The organism is Rahnella sp. EDr1-12 (assembly GCF_049206505.1).
Lineage (GTDB): Bacteria > Pseudomonadota > Gammaproteobacteria > Enterobacterales > Enterobacteriaceae > Rahnella > Rahnella rivi.
Genome location: NZ_JBLZNY010000004.1, coordinates 159,982 through 174,731 on the forward strand (window position 1 = coordinate 159,982; position 14,750 = coordinate 174,731).

Below are 14,750 nucleotides of genomic sequence, written 5' to 3' on the forward strand. Positions count from 1 at the left end.
GAGGGATTATTGCGCAACACCTGTAAAAATGCAATGTACCGGATCGGGCTTCAACCCTTGCAAACCGGCGTGTTACGCGACTTTCCGCCCCTTTTCATCAGGGGGCTAAAGACAGAACGTCCAGTGTAATCGAGATTTTTTCATCTGTAATAAATTTCACGCAAAGGAGAGTTCCATGTCAAAAATGTCTACTTCAGAATTACGCAGCTATCAGCAAATTTGTGGCAAGAATGGCGCGATGCTGGTGATCGCCTGTGACCAGCGCGGTGCCATGCGCAGCCTGCTGGCCAGCGACCCGCAGCAACAATCCGCCATTTCAGAACACGAACTCGGGCTGATTAAAGCCGACATCACCCAATACCTCGCCAGCAAAGCCTCCTGCGTGCTGGTCGATCCGGTCTGCGCCGTGCCGCAACTTGTGGATGACGGCATTATTGCCCGCGATACTGCCCTGCTGATCGGCCTTGATGCGTCGGGCTGGGATAATTCACCGGAAGGCTACCGTCTGTCCCGCCTGGTGGCCAATGTCGATGCGCGCCGCGTGCGTGAACTGGGCGCCACAGGCGGCAAAATCATGGTCTACCTGCGCGCTGATCAGGAAGAAGCCAACCGCCATAACATTGAAATTCTGCATCAGTGCATCGAAGATTTTGCCCGCGAAGACCTGCTGCTGGTGGTGGAGTTCCTGACCTATAAACTCGACAACGAAACCGAGGAAGAATATAAAGAAAAAGTCCCTTCACTGATCTATGGCGGCACTAAGATTTGCCTGGAGTGCGGTGCGAAGGTGCTGAAACTGCCTTATCCGGGCTCGAAACAAGCCTGTGCCGACATCACTGAACTCGCCGGCGACGTGCCATGGGCGGTGCTTTCCGCCGGAGTTGATCATTCCACCTTCCTCAAACAAGTGGCGGATGCCATGAGTGAAGGCGCATCGGGCGTTATAGCAGGGCGTTCATTGTGGAAAGACTGCATTTCTCTTGACCGCAGCGCGACCAAATCCCGCCTCGAATCCCTTGCGGTACCGCGTCTGAACGAACTTCAGGCCGTGATCCAGCAATACTTCCAGGCTCCGGTACCTCATAAAACTGAACAGGTGGAACATGTCTGAAAACAGAAGCGCCGCACGAAATGGCTTTACCGGTAAACGCGTTATCCTGGTTAACGGGATCCCCGCATCGGGTAAAAGCCGGCTCGCCGTTGAGCTTTCTGAACAGAGTGGCTGGTTGCAGTTGTCGCTCGATGGCATTAAAAACCCGTTTTTACAGCGGCTGCAAAATGTCGATCGTCCGTTTAACCGCGTACTGGGTCAGGCCAGTTATCAGGTGATCTGGGATATCGTCGCAGGCGCGCCGGACGGCAGCACATTTATTGTCGATGCCTGGTTTGGTTTCCAGCCAAAAGACGTGTTGCACACCTATTTGCAGCAGGCTGGCGTGACACAGGTACTGGAAATCTGGTGCCAGATTGATGCAGAACGTGTCGCGGAACGTTTTGCCTCGCGAGTGGGCGAACGCTTAGCGGGACATGTCGGGGCAGAATATATTCCCGAATTAAAAATTCTTGCAGGAAATGCGCAGCCAATGGCATTAGGACCGGTATATTCTGTGGATCAAAATAATGTTGATGAGAATAGACCTGTAAATATTGTTGTTATTCACGAATGGATAATAAATTCATTTCATACCCAAACACAATAAACCGGAAAGGGAAATATTACGTTACTGAACAAAAAACATGACGTGTTTTATTGTCACAGACATTAATTCCGACACATCGTTTTACATTCTTATCTTGGATAAATGAAAAGCTTTATTTAGTCACCAATAGAACTGGACAGATCACAGTTTTTATTTAAATTAAATATCATACTGAGAAAAGCCCCTATTCATGTAAAGAGGTATTATGTTAAGCGACTGGATTAATGAAAATAACACCAAGATAATTCCGAAAACAGAAGACTGGAAAAGTGCCGTCGCGTTAGCGGTGCAACCGTTAATTGATTCCGGTGCGGCGGAAAGTCGTTATCTTCAGGCTATATATGATATGCACCGGGAAATCGGTCCTTATTATGTGTTGGGCGAAGGCATTGCTATGCCGCACGCCCGGCCCGAAGAGGGCGTCAACCGCACGGCGCTGTCGCTGGTGATTGTTTCACAAGGCGTCGAGTTCGGCAGTGAAGATAACGATCCGGTGTACGTTATTTTCGCACTGGCCGCCGTGGACAGCCATTCGCACATAGAAATGATTGCCAGTCTCTCTCATCTTTTCTGCGACGACGAGGCCGCGAAAAAACTGAAAGAGAGTAAGAACACGCAGGAAGCCTTAGAGATTATCCGGCAGTTTTAAACGTGAAGTGAAGAGAGATGACCATCAACCGATATTCATCATCTACAACAATCATCACCTACAAAATGCGTAAGGGAGTCTTATGAAAAAGTTATCTATCCTTGCAGTCTGCGGCGCAGGTCTGGGCAGTAGTTTTGCCTGTGAAATGAGTATCGAAGCCGCATTAAAAGATTTAGGTGTCGAAGCCGATTTATCACATTGCGATATTTCCAGCGCCACCTCTACCCGGGCAGATATTATTATGACCGGCGAAAACTTCAGATCACAATTCCAGCATTACACCATCAAAGCCAATATTATTTACCTGAAAAGGCTGGTGGATAAAAATGAAATAAAAAGCAAACTGACACCCGTTCTTCAGGAAATGGGTCATCTGGCTATCTAATAATAAAAAATAATATCATCCAATAGAACAACTCTACATCTCTACTACAGGGGACGCTTATGTCTTTCCTTCACTTTATTGTTAATGATGTATTAGGCCAGGCATCAATATTAATATCGCTGATTGCGATGATTGGCTTGATCGCATTGAAAAAAAGTCCCGGACAAATTATTACCGGCACACTGAAAACGCTGCTGGGATTTTTAGTCCTCCTTTCCGGGGCGAGCATTATTGTTAATGCGCTGACTTTTTTGGGCGAAATATTCCAGAAAGGTTTCCATATGCGCGGCATCGTAACTGACGTCGGGTCGATTGCCGGGATCGCCCAGCAGACGCTCGGGCGTGAAACCGCCTTAATTATGGTGCTGGCGTTTATCGTCAACATCCTGATTGCCCGCCTGACCCGCTTTAAATATATCTTCCTGACCGGCCAGGCCTCCTTGTGGATGGCGACCGTCTGTTCGGTCATCGGTTATATGGGCGGCCTGCGCGGTGTGGAGCTGATCGTAACCGGTGGGGTGATAGCCGGCGTGATGGCGGTCGGTATGCCGGTACTGGCACAACCGATTGTGCGCAAAATTACCGGTTCCGATGATTTTGCGCTCGGCCATTTCTGCACCATCGGCTATATCGTGCAGGCGGGTGTGGCGAAAATCACCGGCGACGTCAGTAAGAGCACCGAAGATTTTGAGCTGCCGCAGTCCCTCTCATTCCTGCAGGACACTTATCTGTCGATGATGGTGGTGATGATCCCGATTTACCTGATCCCCGCCATCGCCGCAGGCCCGGAAGTTGTCGCGCCTTTCGCCAATAACGTCAACTATCTGGTCTATTCCTTCCTGCAATCGGTTCAGTTTGTGGTGGGTGTGTATGTTCTGCTCTCCGGGGTGCGCCTGTTGCTGGCAGAAATCGTCCCGGCTTTTCGCGGGATCGCCCTGCGCATCGTGCCGAACGCCATTCCGGCGCTCGATTGCCCGGTGCTTTTCCCTTACGCCCCTAACGCGGTGATCATCGGGTTTATCTCCACCACCATCGGGTCGGTCATCGGCATGTTCCTGTTCCCGAGCCTGGGACTCGCGATGATTTTACCGGGCATGCTGACCAACTTCTTCGCAGGCGGCACGGCGGGCATCTTTGGTAACGCCGTCGGCGGACGTCGCGGGGCGATTATCGGCGGTATCTTCCACGGCCTGTTTATCACCTTACTTCCGGCGCTGCTGCTGCCTCTGCTGGGTAAATTCGGCTTCTCGAACGTGACATTCAGTGACTCGGATGTCATCAGCGTCGGGCTGGTGTTTGGTCATATTCTCAACTTCTTCCATTAACCGCGCGGAGGTCATCTTTATGGATACACGCATTGAGCAAATTTTAGCGCAACAGCTGCCGCCGCAGGAGTCGGCCAAGGCACTCAACGAGCTGGGAAAACAGTATCAGGAACAGCAGGAGCTGGAGGCGGCGATCGCCTGCTGGGAGCAGAGCATGGCCTGTTACGGCAAACCTGGCTTTGCGCAGGCGCAACTGATGAAGGCCTATAACGCGCGGCGGCGTGAGTGCTCAGAGGCCGGAGACGGCAAAGGGCTGGAGACGTATTCGCAGAAAATTGACGCGCTGATGCAACAAAGTAAGGATGCGATCCGATACGGATTTTGAGACAAAAAAGCCAGAACTCAGGTTCTGGCTTTTTACATTCACGCGTCCGGGCACTTTACGGGTTCAGCGATTTCGTTCGCTGCGCAAAGCTCTTGCGTAATTTTTGCAGTTTCGGCGGGATCACCGCCATGCAGTAACGGTTCTGCTGCCCCGCGCCATCCCAGTAATTCTGGTGATAGCCTTCGGCCACGTACACCTCACCCAGCGGTTCGATGCTGGTCACAATCGGATCACTGTGATCGTGCTGCGCGCGCAGTATGGCGGCTTCCGCCTCGGTTTTTTGCTGATCGTTGGCCGGGAAAATCGCCGAACGGTACTGTGTGCCGACGTCGTTGCCCTGGCGGTTAAGCTGGGTCGGATCGTGCGTCACAAAGTGGATATCCAGCAGATCGCCGTAGCTCAGTTTTTCCGGGTCAAATCCCACGCGGATGGCCTCCGCATGGCCGGTGGTGCCGGTGCACACCTGCTCATAGTTCGGATTCGGACGACGCCCGCCGGTGTAAACACTTTCCACCGACTCCACGCCGATGACGTCTTTGAACACCGCTTCCGTACACCAGAAACAGCCGCCACCAAAAATAGCGTATTCGATTGTCATACAGACTCCTTCACTCAGGGGGTAGAGGAAATATGGGGACGGATAAGGCTGACATAAAGGTATGGCATTAAAAAAAGGGAATGTGAAATGCTTATCGCCGGTAAATAATATTATTTTGCTTTCTCTTATTTCCCTGCAAATAGTGATGATATTCCGTCTGATTGATCTGCCTTTTTTTTCATGGCAGACTCACTGGCATTGAAATACATGGAATTCCCCCTATGAAAGACGTTATTGAAGGTTTTCTCAGATTCCAGAAAGAAGCGTTTCCGCAACGCTCTAAGTTATTCAAACAACTCGCTTTAAACCAAAATCCTAAGACCCTGTTTATATCCTGTTCTGACAGCCGTTTAGTGCCGGAATTAGTGACCCAGCGTGAACCGGGCGAACTATTTGTTATCCGTAATGCCGGTAATATTGTGCCACCTTTCGGGCCAGAACCGGGCGGCGTATCGGCAACGGTGGAGTACGCGGTGATGGCGCTCGGCGTGAAAGATATCGTTATCTGCGGGCACTCCAACTGTGGCGCGATGAGCGCAATCGCCAACTGCACCTGTCTGGATCACATGCCAGCGGTCGCCCACTGGCTGCGTTATTCCGATGCCGCGAAAGCCATCAACGAAGCCTCTGAGCACGAATCCCCTGAAGCGCGCGTCAACGGAATGGTGCATCAGAACGTGGTTGCTCAACTGAGTAACCTGCGCACGCACCCTTGCGTTGCGGTCGCGCTGGCGAAAGGTCAGGTTACCCTGCACGGCTGGGTTTATGATATTGAATCCGGTTGTATTGATGCATTTGATGCGAAGAGCAGCACCTTTATTTCACTTTCAGATAATCCTGAAGTCAGGGCCAGTTAATTAAAAAATCCGGCATATCGGCTTGCCGGATAATAATACGGAATCTATTCCAATAGGTTCCGTATTATAAATCAGCGGGTTAAGCATTTTTATTTTTTCCTCCGCACCTTTCAGCCGACATTATTTCCCTGCCTGAACGACACTTAAGCGCTTTCTCCTTCAATGCCACAGCGAGAATATTTCATGCCTGTTATCACGTTGAGCCGTCTGGCTGATTTGCCTGCCGCACAGTGGGATGCGCTGGTGCCTGCGCAACAGCCTTTCCTCAGCCATGCATTTTTATCTGCGCTGGAAGACAGCGGCAGCCTGGGGCCACATTCCGGCTGGCGACCTGAACATCTGCTGTGGCAGGAAAATGGCGACATCCGCGCCGCAATTCCCGGTTATCGTAAACGTCATTCTTACGGCGAATACGTGTTCGATCAGGGCTGGGCGGATGCCTGTCAGCGTTCGGGCATCGCCTATTATCCGAAATGGCTGGGCGCGGTGCCGTTCAGCCCGGTAACGGGCGCCCGGTTGCTGGGTGATGACTCTGCGGCCTTGCGTTTATTGCAGGCGTTGCCGGAGTATCTGGTGGAAAACGGCCTGACCGGCGCGCACATCAATTTCACCGATGAACGCGCCAACCGGCTGATCGGCAGTGAAGCCGTCTGGCAGCACCGGCAGGGCTTGCAGTATCACTGGCAGAACCGCGGTTATCGTGATTTTCAGGATTACCTCGACGCCCTCACCTCGCGCAAACGTAAACAGTTCCGCAAGGAGCGCGAACAGGTGGCGGCGCAGGGCATCGAGTTTATCTGGCTGAAAGGCACCGACGTGACCGAAGCGCAGTGGGATTTTGTCTACAGCTGCTACAGCAATACTTACGCCGTGCGCGGCCAGTCGCCGTATCTGACCCGCGCTTTCTTCAGCCTGCTGGCGGAAAGAATGCCGGAGGCGATCCGTCTTGTTGTCGCGCAGCAAAACGGTCGTGACGTGGCGATGGCCTTCAGCCTGATCAGCGGCGATACCTTTTATGGCCGCTACTGGGGCTGCGTGGCAGAGTTTGACCGGTTGCACTTCGAAACCTGTTTTTATCAGGGTATGGAATACGCGATTGCCAGCGGGCTGGCGCGCTTTGACGCGGGCGCACAGGGCGAACACAAACTGCTGCGCGGCTTTGAACCGGTGATCACCGACTCATGGCACTATTTACGGCATCCGGGTTTACGCGATGCCGTGGAAGATTTTTTAGTGGAAGAGCGTGCCGGCGTGCAGCGCTGGGCCGATGAAGCCCGTGAGGTGCTGCCGTACCGGCACGCATAGAGCCTTAATCCATCCCGACAAATCCGCCGGTCTGATGTTGCCACAAGCGCGCGTAAAGGCCGCCGTGCGCCAGCAGTTCGGCGTGATTACCCACCTCGACAATCTGCCCTTTTTCCAGCACCACCAGACGGTCCATTTTGGCGATGGTCGATAAGCGGTGGGCGATGGCAATCACCGTTTTACCGCCCATCAGCGTCTCGAGACTTTCCTGAATTGCCGCTTCCACTTCTGAATCCAGCGCCGATGTCGCTTCATCCATGATCAGGATCGGTGCGTTTTTCAGTAACACGCGGGCGATGGCAATACGCTGACGCTGGCCGCCGGAGAGTTTCACGCCGCGTTCACCGACATGCGCATCCAGCCCGGTTCTGCCCTGCGAATCATACAGTTGCGGTATAAATTCATCGGCACGCGCCTGACGGATCGCCAGCTGCAACTCCTCATCGGTGGCGCCCGGCCTGCCGTAAAGCAGGTTATCGCGGATTGAACGGTGCAGCAGCGAGGTGTCCTGCGTAATCATGCCGATTTGCGCGCGCAGGCTCTGCTGCGTGACCCCGGCAATGTCCTGCTGATCAATCAGAATGCGCCCGCCGTCGATGTCGTAGAGCCGCAACAGCAGGTTCACCAGCGTGGATTTCCCCGCGCCGGAAGGGCCGATAAGACCGATCTTCTCACCGGGGCGGATCGCCAGATCCAGATTCTGGATCACCCGGGCGCCTTTGCCATAGTTGAAATCGATGTGATCAAAGTGGATCGCCCCCTGATCCACCTTCAGCCCTTTCGCCTGTGGTTTATCGGTCACGGTCAGCGGCTGCGCGATGGTGTGCAGACCGTCCTGAACCGTACCAATGTTCTCGAAAATCCCGTTCACCACCCACATGATCCAGCCAGACATATTCACGATACGGATAACCAGACCGGTCGCCAGCGCAATCGCCCCGACGCTTATCAGCGACTGCGTCCATAACCACAAGGCCAGCCCGGTGCTGCTGACAATCAGCAGACCGTTCAGCGTGGTAATGGCGAACGCCATACCGGTTAACAGCCGCCCGGCGAGCTGCGTTTTATACGTCTGTTCGGTGATGGCCTCACGCGCATATTGCTGCTCCAGATCGGTGTGTGCGAACAGCTTCAGCGTCGAGATATTGGTGTAGCCGTCAACGATACAGCCCATCAGCTTCGAGCGCGCTTCAGAAGACTCGACCGAGCGCTGCTTCACCCGAGGCACAAAGAACCACAGGCAAATCGCGTAACAGAATATCCAGATAATCAGCGGGATCATCAGCCGCCAGTCAGCTTCGGCAAACAAAAACAGTGCGCTGGCGGCGTAGATCACCACGTGCCAGATGGCATCCACCATCTGGACTGCGGAATCGCGCAGCGAGCTGCCGGTCTGCATGATGCGCTGGGCGATGCGCCCGGCGAAATCACTCTGAAAAAAGTTCAGGCTCTGCCTGAGCACATATTTATGGTTTTGCCAGCGGATCATGCTGGTCATACCGGGCGTCAGCGTCTGATGTACCAGCAAATCATTCAGCCCGAAAAACACCGGCCGCAGGATCATCGCCACCGCCGCCATCCACAGGAGTTCCCCCATATGCTCGGAGAAAAAACTGCCCGGCGGTGTGTCTTTGGTGAGATCGATAATCTGGCTGAGGTAGCTGAACAGCGACACTTCAATCAACGACGCTACCAGCCCGACCACCAGCAATACCGCAAAACTCGGCCAGACCTGGCGCAGATAATAGAGATAGAAAGGAAAGACTTTGTCAGGCGGCTCCCCGCCCGGCGCCTCACGGAAGATGTCGATCATTCGCTCAAAACGGCGAAACAGCATGGTGATCCCCTTTTACTTGTCCCTGAAAAATACCGGCGCTGATGGATGTCTCCAGCGCCGTAAAGGGGAAAGCTTAGTGTAAATCACATAAAATGCCGTCGGTTATTTCTTCAGCACCACATCTTTCTGCAACAGCGACAGGACAAACGCCAGCACCATGGCCCCGGCGGAAATCTGGTACACCGAGTGCAGCGCCGTGGCGAATGCCTGCAAATAATCATCGCGAATGGTTGCCGGTAATTGCTGTACCGCCTGCGCGCTGAGTGAGCGCGGGATCGGGGTGCCTTCGGGGATCAGTTTTTCCAGCTGCGAACGCAGACCTTGCGTGAAAAGTGCGCCGAAGGCCGCCACGCCGATGGAACCGCCGATCGAGCGGAATAACGTCACGCTGGATGTCGCCACGCCCAGCTGTTTCATCGATACCGAGTTCTGCACCGCCAGCACCAGAACCTGCATCACCATACCCAGTCCGAAACCAAGGACGCCGATATAAAGATAAAGCTGAGGTAACGTTGTGCTGAGCGTGAGATTGCCCAGCATCAGCATGCCGATAAAACTGAGTAACGTGCCGAAAATCGGGAACAGCCGATAGCGGCCAATGCGGCTGATAATACGGCCACTGACAATCGAACTGACCAACAGCGCCCCCATCAGCGGCAGCAGTTGCATCCCGGCGGCGGAAGGTGAGGAGCCTTTGACCACCTGCAAATAGAGCGGCAGGAAGGTCACCGAGCCCATCAGCGACATGCCGATAATGAAGCTGATGGCGCAGCTCAGCAGGAAGGTGCGGTCGCGGAACAGCCCGAGCGGGATGATCGGCTCCGCCGCCAGCGTCTCTTCATAAATGAAGCCGCCGAGTGTCACCACGCCGAACGCCAGAATGCACCACAGCTGTGGATCAGACCACTGATACACCGTGCCACCTTCGCTGGTAAACAAGATGATGCTGGTCAGCGCCGCTGCCAGATACGCCGCGCCGAGAAAGTCGATTTCATGGCGAATACGCGCAGTCTGCGATTTCAGCGCCACGCCGATCACCAGCAGCGCAAAAATACCCAGCGGCAGGTTGATGTAGAAAATCCAGCGCCATGACATGTGCTCGACGAGAAAACCGCCGATCAGCGGACCAATCACGGTCGCCAGCCCAAACACGCCGCCGAACAAGCCCTGATATTTACCGCGTTCCGCCGGCGGAATAACATCCCCGACCGCGGCCATAGTGACCACCATCAGCCCGCCGCCGCCCAGCCCCTGCAGGGCACGCATCAGGATCAGCTGAGTCATGTTCTGCGCCAGCCCGCAAAGTACCGAGCCGAGCAGGAACACCACTATCGCCGTTTGCAGCACGATTTTTCTTCCCAGCAAATCACCGAATTTGCCGTACAACGGCACCACGATCGTTGACGCCAGCAGATAGGAGGTGACCACCCAGGAAAGCTGATCCAGCCCGCCCAGTTCACCGACGATAGTCGGCAACGCCGTCGAGACAATGGTCTGGTCAAGCGCGGCCAGCAGCATCACCAGTAACAGCGCGGAGAACAGAAGCTTGATCGAAGGCCTGGCCTCTTTCACTTCGCTCTGCGCCGAATTTATAGTTGTCATGAATGCTATCCTGACTTGTAATTAATTAACTGTATAATTAATATTGACGCATCACCTTCATCCGGTCAATGGATCACCCCGCTCATGACAGACAGAAAAATCTCAGAAAAGGCGACGACAGCACAAAAGGTTCAGGAGGAAGGCACCTCGTCCGCACGCCGTCCGGGTCGCCCGAGCGGGGTCAAAAAAGGCGCGGATAAGCGCGAACTGCTGCTGGATGCCGCCCTGAAACTCTTTGCCCAGTCAGGTATCGCCGAAACGCCCCTCAGCATGATCGCCAAAGAAGCGGGCGTCACCACCGCCATGCTGCATTACTACTTCAATACCCGCGAACAACTGCTGGATGTACTCATCGACGAACGTTTTCAGCCAGTACGCGCGGGGTTTAGCGATATTTTTGATGTCCACGCCGACGATCCGCTGATGGCAATCACCGCGATGGCACAATGCATGATCGACGCGGCGGTGAAATATCCCTGGGTCGCGCCGCTGTGGGTACGGGAAGTGATCAGTGAAAGCGGGATGTTGAAAAAACGCATGGAAGAACGCAATGGCGACAAAAACCGCAAAGTGGTGCAGGAATGCATCACCCGCTGGCAGAGCGAAGGACGCCTGAACCCCGATCTCGATCCGGCGCTGCTGTTCATCTCCCTGTTCGGCCTGACCCTGTTCCCCCTCGCCTCCATGAAAATGCGCCAGGGCACCGCTTCCCCCATTTCCCCCGAAGCGCTGCGCAAACACGTCGCCGTCCTGCTCTTCCACGGCGTTGCGCCGCAGAAGCCATGATTTATCGGAAACGTTAAAAATAGTGAATCTTTCATGAAATAAGTGATCAGGCCCACGCTTTTACATCTGGTTTTATTTCCATATTTTCCCTATAAGTAATCATCACGCAGCAGTGATTAAAAAATAAAGAGGGTTATATGGAAATTCTTGAACAATTAAACAGTTTGGCTGTAAAAATCAAACAGCAGTCACTTTTAATTCAGACTGAAGAAGCAACGAAAAATGCATTTGTCATGCCTTTCATCAATAAAATCCTTGGCTATGACGTTTTTGATCCAACTGAAGTCGTTCCAGAATTTATCTGTGACGTAGGTACCAAAAAAGGTGAAAAAATAGATTATGCGATATTGAAAGGTGGGGAAATACAGATTCTGGTTGAGTGCAAGAAAATAGGCGAACCTCTGAATGTTAATCATGCATCTCAGCTATTTCGTTATTTTCATGTAACCAATGCAAGAATATCCATCCTCACAAACGGACAGGTTTATAAGTTCTTTACCGATCTGGATGCACCCAATAAAATGGATGAAAAGCCTTTTCTTGAGCTGGACATCCTTGATATTGATGAGAATCTTGTTTCAGAACTTGTGAAGTTAACCAAGTCTGCTTTCGATGTTGAATCCATAGTCAATGCGGCAGGAGAATTGAAGTACGTTAGCCAAATCAAAAAAATATTCCTTGCTCAATTCACTAATCCCGAAGAAGACTTTGTGAAGTTTTTCGCTTCGCGGGTCTACGATGGAATGTTGACGCAAAAAGTACGCGAACAGTTTAATACTCTCACCCGTAAAGCCGCAGTCCAGTTGTTGAATGATCAGGTGAACGAACGACTGAAATCAGCCCTCAGCGGCACTGTTCAAAATTCAGCGACAAAAGTTGTTGAAGAGGAACAGGAAATATCACAACCGACAGTCAATGTTGTTGAATCCGATCAAATCGTTACAACAGAGGAAGAACTTGAAGGGTTTCATATTGTTAAATCAATCATCAGAACAGTGATTGATATCAAACGCATTACTCATAGAGATACTAAAAGTTATTTCGGTATTTTGATTGATGACAATAACCGTAAGCCTGTTTGCCGCCTGCACTTTAACCGTTCTCAACTCTATATTGGGTTATTTGATGCGGACAAGACTGAAACGCGTCATCCGATAGAGTCGCTTGATGACATCTATCAATTCGCTGAGCATCTCAATGCTACCGCACAAAGCTACTGCTGATTTTTCTGTGTATAACTGAGCCTGCGCAAGTGGGCTCACTACTCTTCCACGGCGTTGCGCCGCAGAAGCCGTAACACATTCTTGCGAAGGCGCGGGGATAGCCGCGCAACTCACTTTATTCCCCGCTTTTTGTATCGAAAAATACTGCGCAGACTCGACTATTATCATTGGTCATCCACCATGTTTTTTAAAGGAATGCCTTGAGAATGAAGGGAATGCCGCCGCTGATCCTCGCGCTGCTCGCCAGTTCGTTAGTGCTCACTATCGGACGAGGTGTGACGCTGCCGTTCATCACGATTTATCTGACTGAGCACTACCATCTGCTGCCGAAAAGTGTCGGGATTATTCTCGGGGCCAGCCTGGCGATCGGCATTCTCAGTGGTCTGTACGCCGGTTATCTGGTGGATAAATTCAATCACCGGACGTTGATTATTGTCTCGATCAGCGCTTTTGGATTGAGCTTTTTACTGCTGCCGGTACTGCCCGGCGTCACCGGTGTTCTGGTGGTGCTGGCGTTGCTCAATGCCTCCTACGCGCTGCTGAGTATTACGCTCAAAGCCTGTATCGCCAGCTGGTTGCCGGTGGCGAAACGGGTTAAAGCCTTCTCCATGAACTACACGCTGGTGAACGTCGGCTGGGCGGTCGGATCATCACTTGGCGTCTGGTTAGCCGGGTTCAGCCCGAAGCTGCCGTTCGTGATTTCCGGTGTGCTGGCGCTCGGCACGGTGATTTCCCTCGGCTGGGGATTACGTCATATCCCGCACAGGCCGCCGCAGGCAGAAGAGGAACACAAACCCCTGCCGAAACCGAATCTGCGCCAGACGCTGGGCATTCTCGCGCGCGACCGCCGTCTGATTTATTTCACCCTGGGCAGCACGCTCGGCTCGGTGGTTTTCGGACAGTTTGCCGGTTATCTGTCGCAATATCTGATACTGGTGTCGAATGCCGCCTTTGCCTACAAAATTATCGGCGCGGTAATGATCACGAATGCGGTGATTGTCATCGCTTTCCAGTATGTCTTAAGCAGCCGCATGAAACAGGACACCCTGCTGAGGTGGCTGCTGCTCGGCACGGTATTTTTCATCGTCGGGTTGATCGGTTTTATGGTTGCGGGAGAATCGGTACTGCTGTGGGTCATCGCCATGGCCATCTTCAGCTTTGGTGAACTTATCGTTATTCCGGTGGAGTACATGTTTATCGACTTTATCGCACCGGAAAACATGAAAGGCAGCTATTACGGCATGCAGAATCTGAGCAATCTGGGTGGCGCGATAAACCCGGTGATGTGCGGTTTTCTGCTCAGTTACGCCGCCCCGTCAGTGATGTTTATCGCGCTGATCGCCGCCTCTGCGGGCGGGCTGGTATTCTTCTGGATGGGGCATAGGCTGGCGGCTAATACAGCGCGCGCGCCTGCTGCGTAAGGCTTTCCATCAGCCCGATATAAGGGTGCGGGCCGTAGCTTAACCGGCTGATCCCCGCCGCGATGAGATCGGCCAGCGGCGGCGTCAGGCTGCTGGCCATAATATTCACCGGCAGCGCGGAAACCTCACAGAGTTCAGCAATCAGGCCCGGATCGCTCAGACCGGGGGCAAAAAAACCACTGGCACCGGCGTCCTGATAAGCGGCCAGCCGTTTTTTAGCTTCCGCCATCAGCGCCGGGTGCTGCGAGGCATCCGGTTGCTGCAAAAAGACATCGGTACGGGCATTGATAAATAAAGCGATTCCCTGCGTTTCAGCCACCTGACGAAGCGAAGTCAGAATCTCGCATTGCTCACGGACCCCGTTCAGCGCGGATGATCCCATTTGCTGATCTTCAACATTAATTCCCACCACGCCTGCCTGCAAAAGGGCGCTCAGATTATTGCAACGGTCAGCGCCATAACCGGTTTCGAAATCCACCGTCAGCGGCAAACTTATCACCGAAGCAATGCGCTGCACCGTCTGCAACAGGCTGGCAAAAGGCATGGCCTCGCCATCCTGATAACCCTGCGCCGCCGCGCATGACCAACTGCCGGTCGCGATGGCCTTTGCCCCCGTCTGTTCCACGGCCAGCGCGCTACCCGCATCCCAGATGTTGTATAAAATGACCGGATTGTGTTTCTGATGAAGCGCTGAAAATGCCAGTGCCTGACGTTGCTGACTCATATTTTGCTCCTCG

At 53.1% G+C, this 14,750-nt stretch carries 15 protein-coding genes; 11 read left to right on the forward strand and 4 right to left on the reverse strand.

Translation table 11 applies throughout. The features are described from left to right. Nucleotides 1–175: 175 nt before the first annotated feature. The 6 genes from ACO0U8_RS17430 to ACO0U8_RS17455 all read left to right on the forward strand — a co-directional run bounded on the left by ACO0U8_RS17430 (nt 176) and on the right by ACO0U8_RS17455 (nt 4,384). A complete protein-coding gene (locus tag ACO0U8_RS17430) occupies nt 176–1,111 on the forward strand; it encodes a tagatose-bisphosphate aldolase (protein WP_056775591.1) in 936 nt (311 codons plus the stop codon). Continuing rightward, nucleotides 1,104–1,700 carry an AAA family ATPase gene (locus ACO0U8_RS17435; RefSeq protein ID WP_056775594.1) on the forward strand — a complete coding sequence of 199 codons (597 nt, stop codon included), beginning with the start codon at nt 1,104–1,106 and terminating at the stop codon, nt 1,698–1,700. The genes ACO0U8_RS17430 and ACO0U8_RS17435 overlap by 8 nt, the downstream gene beginning before the upstream one ends. 205 nt (nt 1,701–1,905) lie before the next feature. Next, nucleotides 1,906–2,349 carry a PTS sugar transporter subunit IIA gene (locus ACO0U8_RS17440; RefSeq protein WP_056775596.1) on the forward strand — a complete coding sequence of 148 codons (444 nt, stop codon included), beginning with the start codon at nt 1,906–1,908 and terminating at the stop codon, nt 2,347–2,349. Between the two features lie 82 nt (nt 2,350–2,431). Beyond that, a complete protein-coding gene (locus ACO0U8_RS17445) occupies nt 2,432–2,734 on the forward strand; it encodes a PTS sugar transporter subunit IIB (RefSeq protein ID WP_056775602.1) in 303 nt (100 codons plus the stop codon). Nucleotides 2,735–2,793: 59 nt separating this feature from the next. Then, nucleotides 2,794–4,059 (forward strand): PTS sugar transporter subunit IIC, encoded by a 1,266-nt coding sequence (locus tag ACO0U8_RS17450; RefSeq protein ID WP_217204258.1) that lies wholly within the window; start codon nt 2,794–2,796, stop codon nt 4,057–4,059. A gap of 19 nt (nt 4,060–4,078) precedes the next feature. Next, on the forward strand, nt 4,079–4,384 hold the full coding sequence (locus tag ACO0U8_RS17455; protein WP_122097246.1) for a hypothetical protein: 306 nt from the start codon (nt 4,079–4,081) through the stop codon (nt 4,382–4,384). A 55-nt stretch (nt 4,385–4,439) separates the two neighbouring features. On the opposite strand, the gene msrA is transcribed toward ACO0U8_RS17455, so the two are convergent. Next, the gene (gene msrA, locus ACO0U8_RS17460; RefSeq protein ID WP_421671331.1) at nt 4,440–4,982 is read right to left on the reverse strand and encodes a peptide-methionine (S)-S-oxide reductase MsrA; all 543 of its coding nucleotides are present in this window, start codon (nt 4,980–4,982) and stop codon (nt 4,440–4,442) included. Nucleotides 4,983–5,203: 221 nt separating this feature from the next. Between msrA and ACO0U8_RS17465 the strand changes: the two genes are divergently transcribed. After that, nucleotides 5,204–5,839 carry a carbonic anhydrase gene (locus tag ACO0U8_RS17465; RefSeq protein ID WP_056775618.1) on the forward strand — a complete coding sequence of 212 codons (636 nt, stop codon included), beginning with the start codon at nt 5,204–5,206 and terminating at the stop codon, nt 5,837–5,839. A 183-nt stretch (nt 5,840–6,022) separates the two neighbouring features. Further along, on the forward strand, nt 6,023–7,144 hold the full coding sequence (locus ACO0U8_RS17470) for a GNAT family N-acetyltransferase (protein ID WP_122097244.1): 1,122 nt from the start codon (nt 6,023–6,025) through the stop codon (nt 7,142–7,144). A gap of 4 nt (nt 7,145–7,148) precedes the next feature. Here the strand turns inward: ACO0U8_RS17470 and ACO0U8_RS17475 are convergent, their stop codons facing one another. Both ACO0U8_RS17475 and ACO0U8_RS17480 read right to left on the reverse strand, forming a co-directional pair. Next, nucleotides 7,149–8,981 carry an ABC transporter ATP-binding protein gene (locus ACO0U8_RS17475; RefSeq protein WP_217204256.1) on the reverse strand — a complete coding sequence of 611 codons (1,833 nt, stop codon included), beginning with the start codon at nt 8,979–8,981 and terminating at the stop codon, nt 7,149–7,151. Between the two features lie 102 nt (nt 8,982–9,083). Then, entirely contained in the window at nt 9,084–10,583 is a 1,500-nt protein-coding gene (locus ACO0U8_RS17480) for an MDR family MFS transporter (protein WP_421671332.1), read from the reverse strand. A gap of 84 nt (nt 10,584–10,667) precedes the next feature. Between ACO0U8_RS17480 and ACO0U8_RS17485 the strand changes: the two genes are divergently transcribed. From ACO0U8_RS17485 to ACO0U8_RS17495, 3 genes are all read left to right on the forward strand, one after another. Then, nucleotides 10,668–11,369 carry a TetR/AcrR family transcriptional regulator gene (locus ACO0U8_RS17485; RefSeq protein ID WP_421671333.1) on the forward strand — a complete coding sequence of 234 codons (702 nt, stop codon included), beginning with the start codon at nt 10,668–10,670 and terminating at the stop codon, nt 11,367–11,369. A 137-nt stretch (nt 11,370–11,506) separates the two neighbouring features. Continuing rightward, the gene (locus ACO0U8_RS17490; RefSeq protein WP_122097240.1) at nt 11,507–12,592 is read left to right on the forward strand and encodes a type I restriction endonuclease; all 1,086 of its coding nucleotides are present in this window, start codon (nt 11,507–11,509) and stop codon (nt 12,590–12,592) included. 206 nt (nt 12,593–12,798) lie between these two features. Continuing rightward, on the forward strand, nt 12,799–14,013 hold the full coding sequence (locus tag ACO0U8_RS17495; RefSeq protein WP_421671334.1) for an MFS transporter: 1,215 nt from the start codon (nt 12,799–12,801) through the stop codon (nt 14,011–14,013). Here the strand turns inward: ACO0U8_RS17495 and ACO0U8_RS17500 are convergent. Continuing rightward, entirely contained in the window at nt 13,985–14,737 is a 753-nt protein-coding gene (locus tag ACO0U8_RS17500) for an isocitrate lyase/PEP mutase family protein (protein ID WP_421671335.1), read from the reverse strand. The genes ACO0U8_RS17495 and ACO0U8_RS17500 overlap by 29 nt on opposite strands. Nucleotides 14,738–14,750 lie beyond the last annotated feature (13 nt).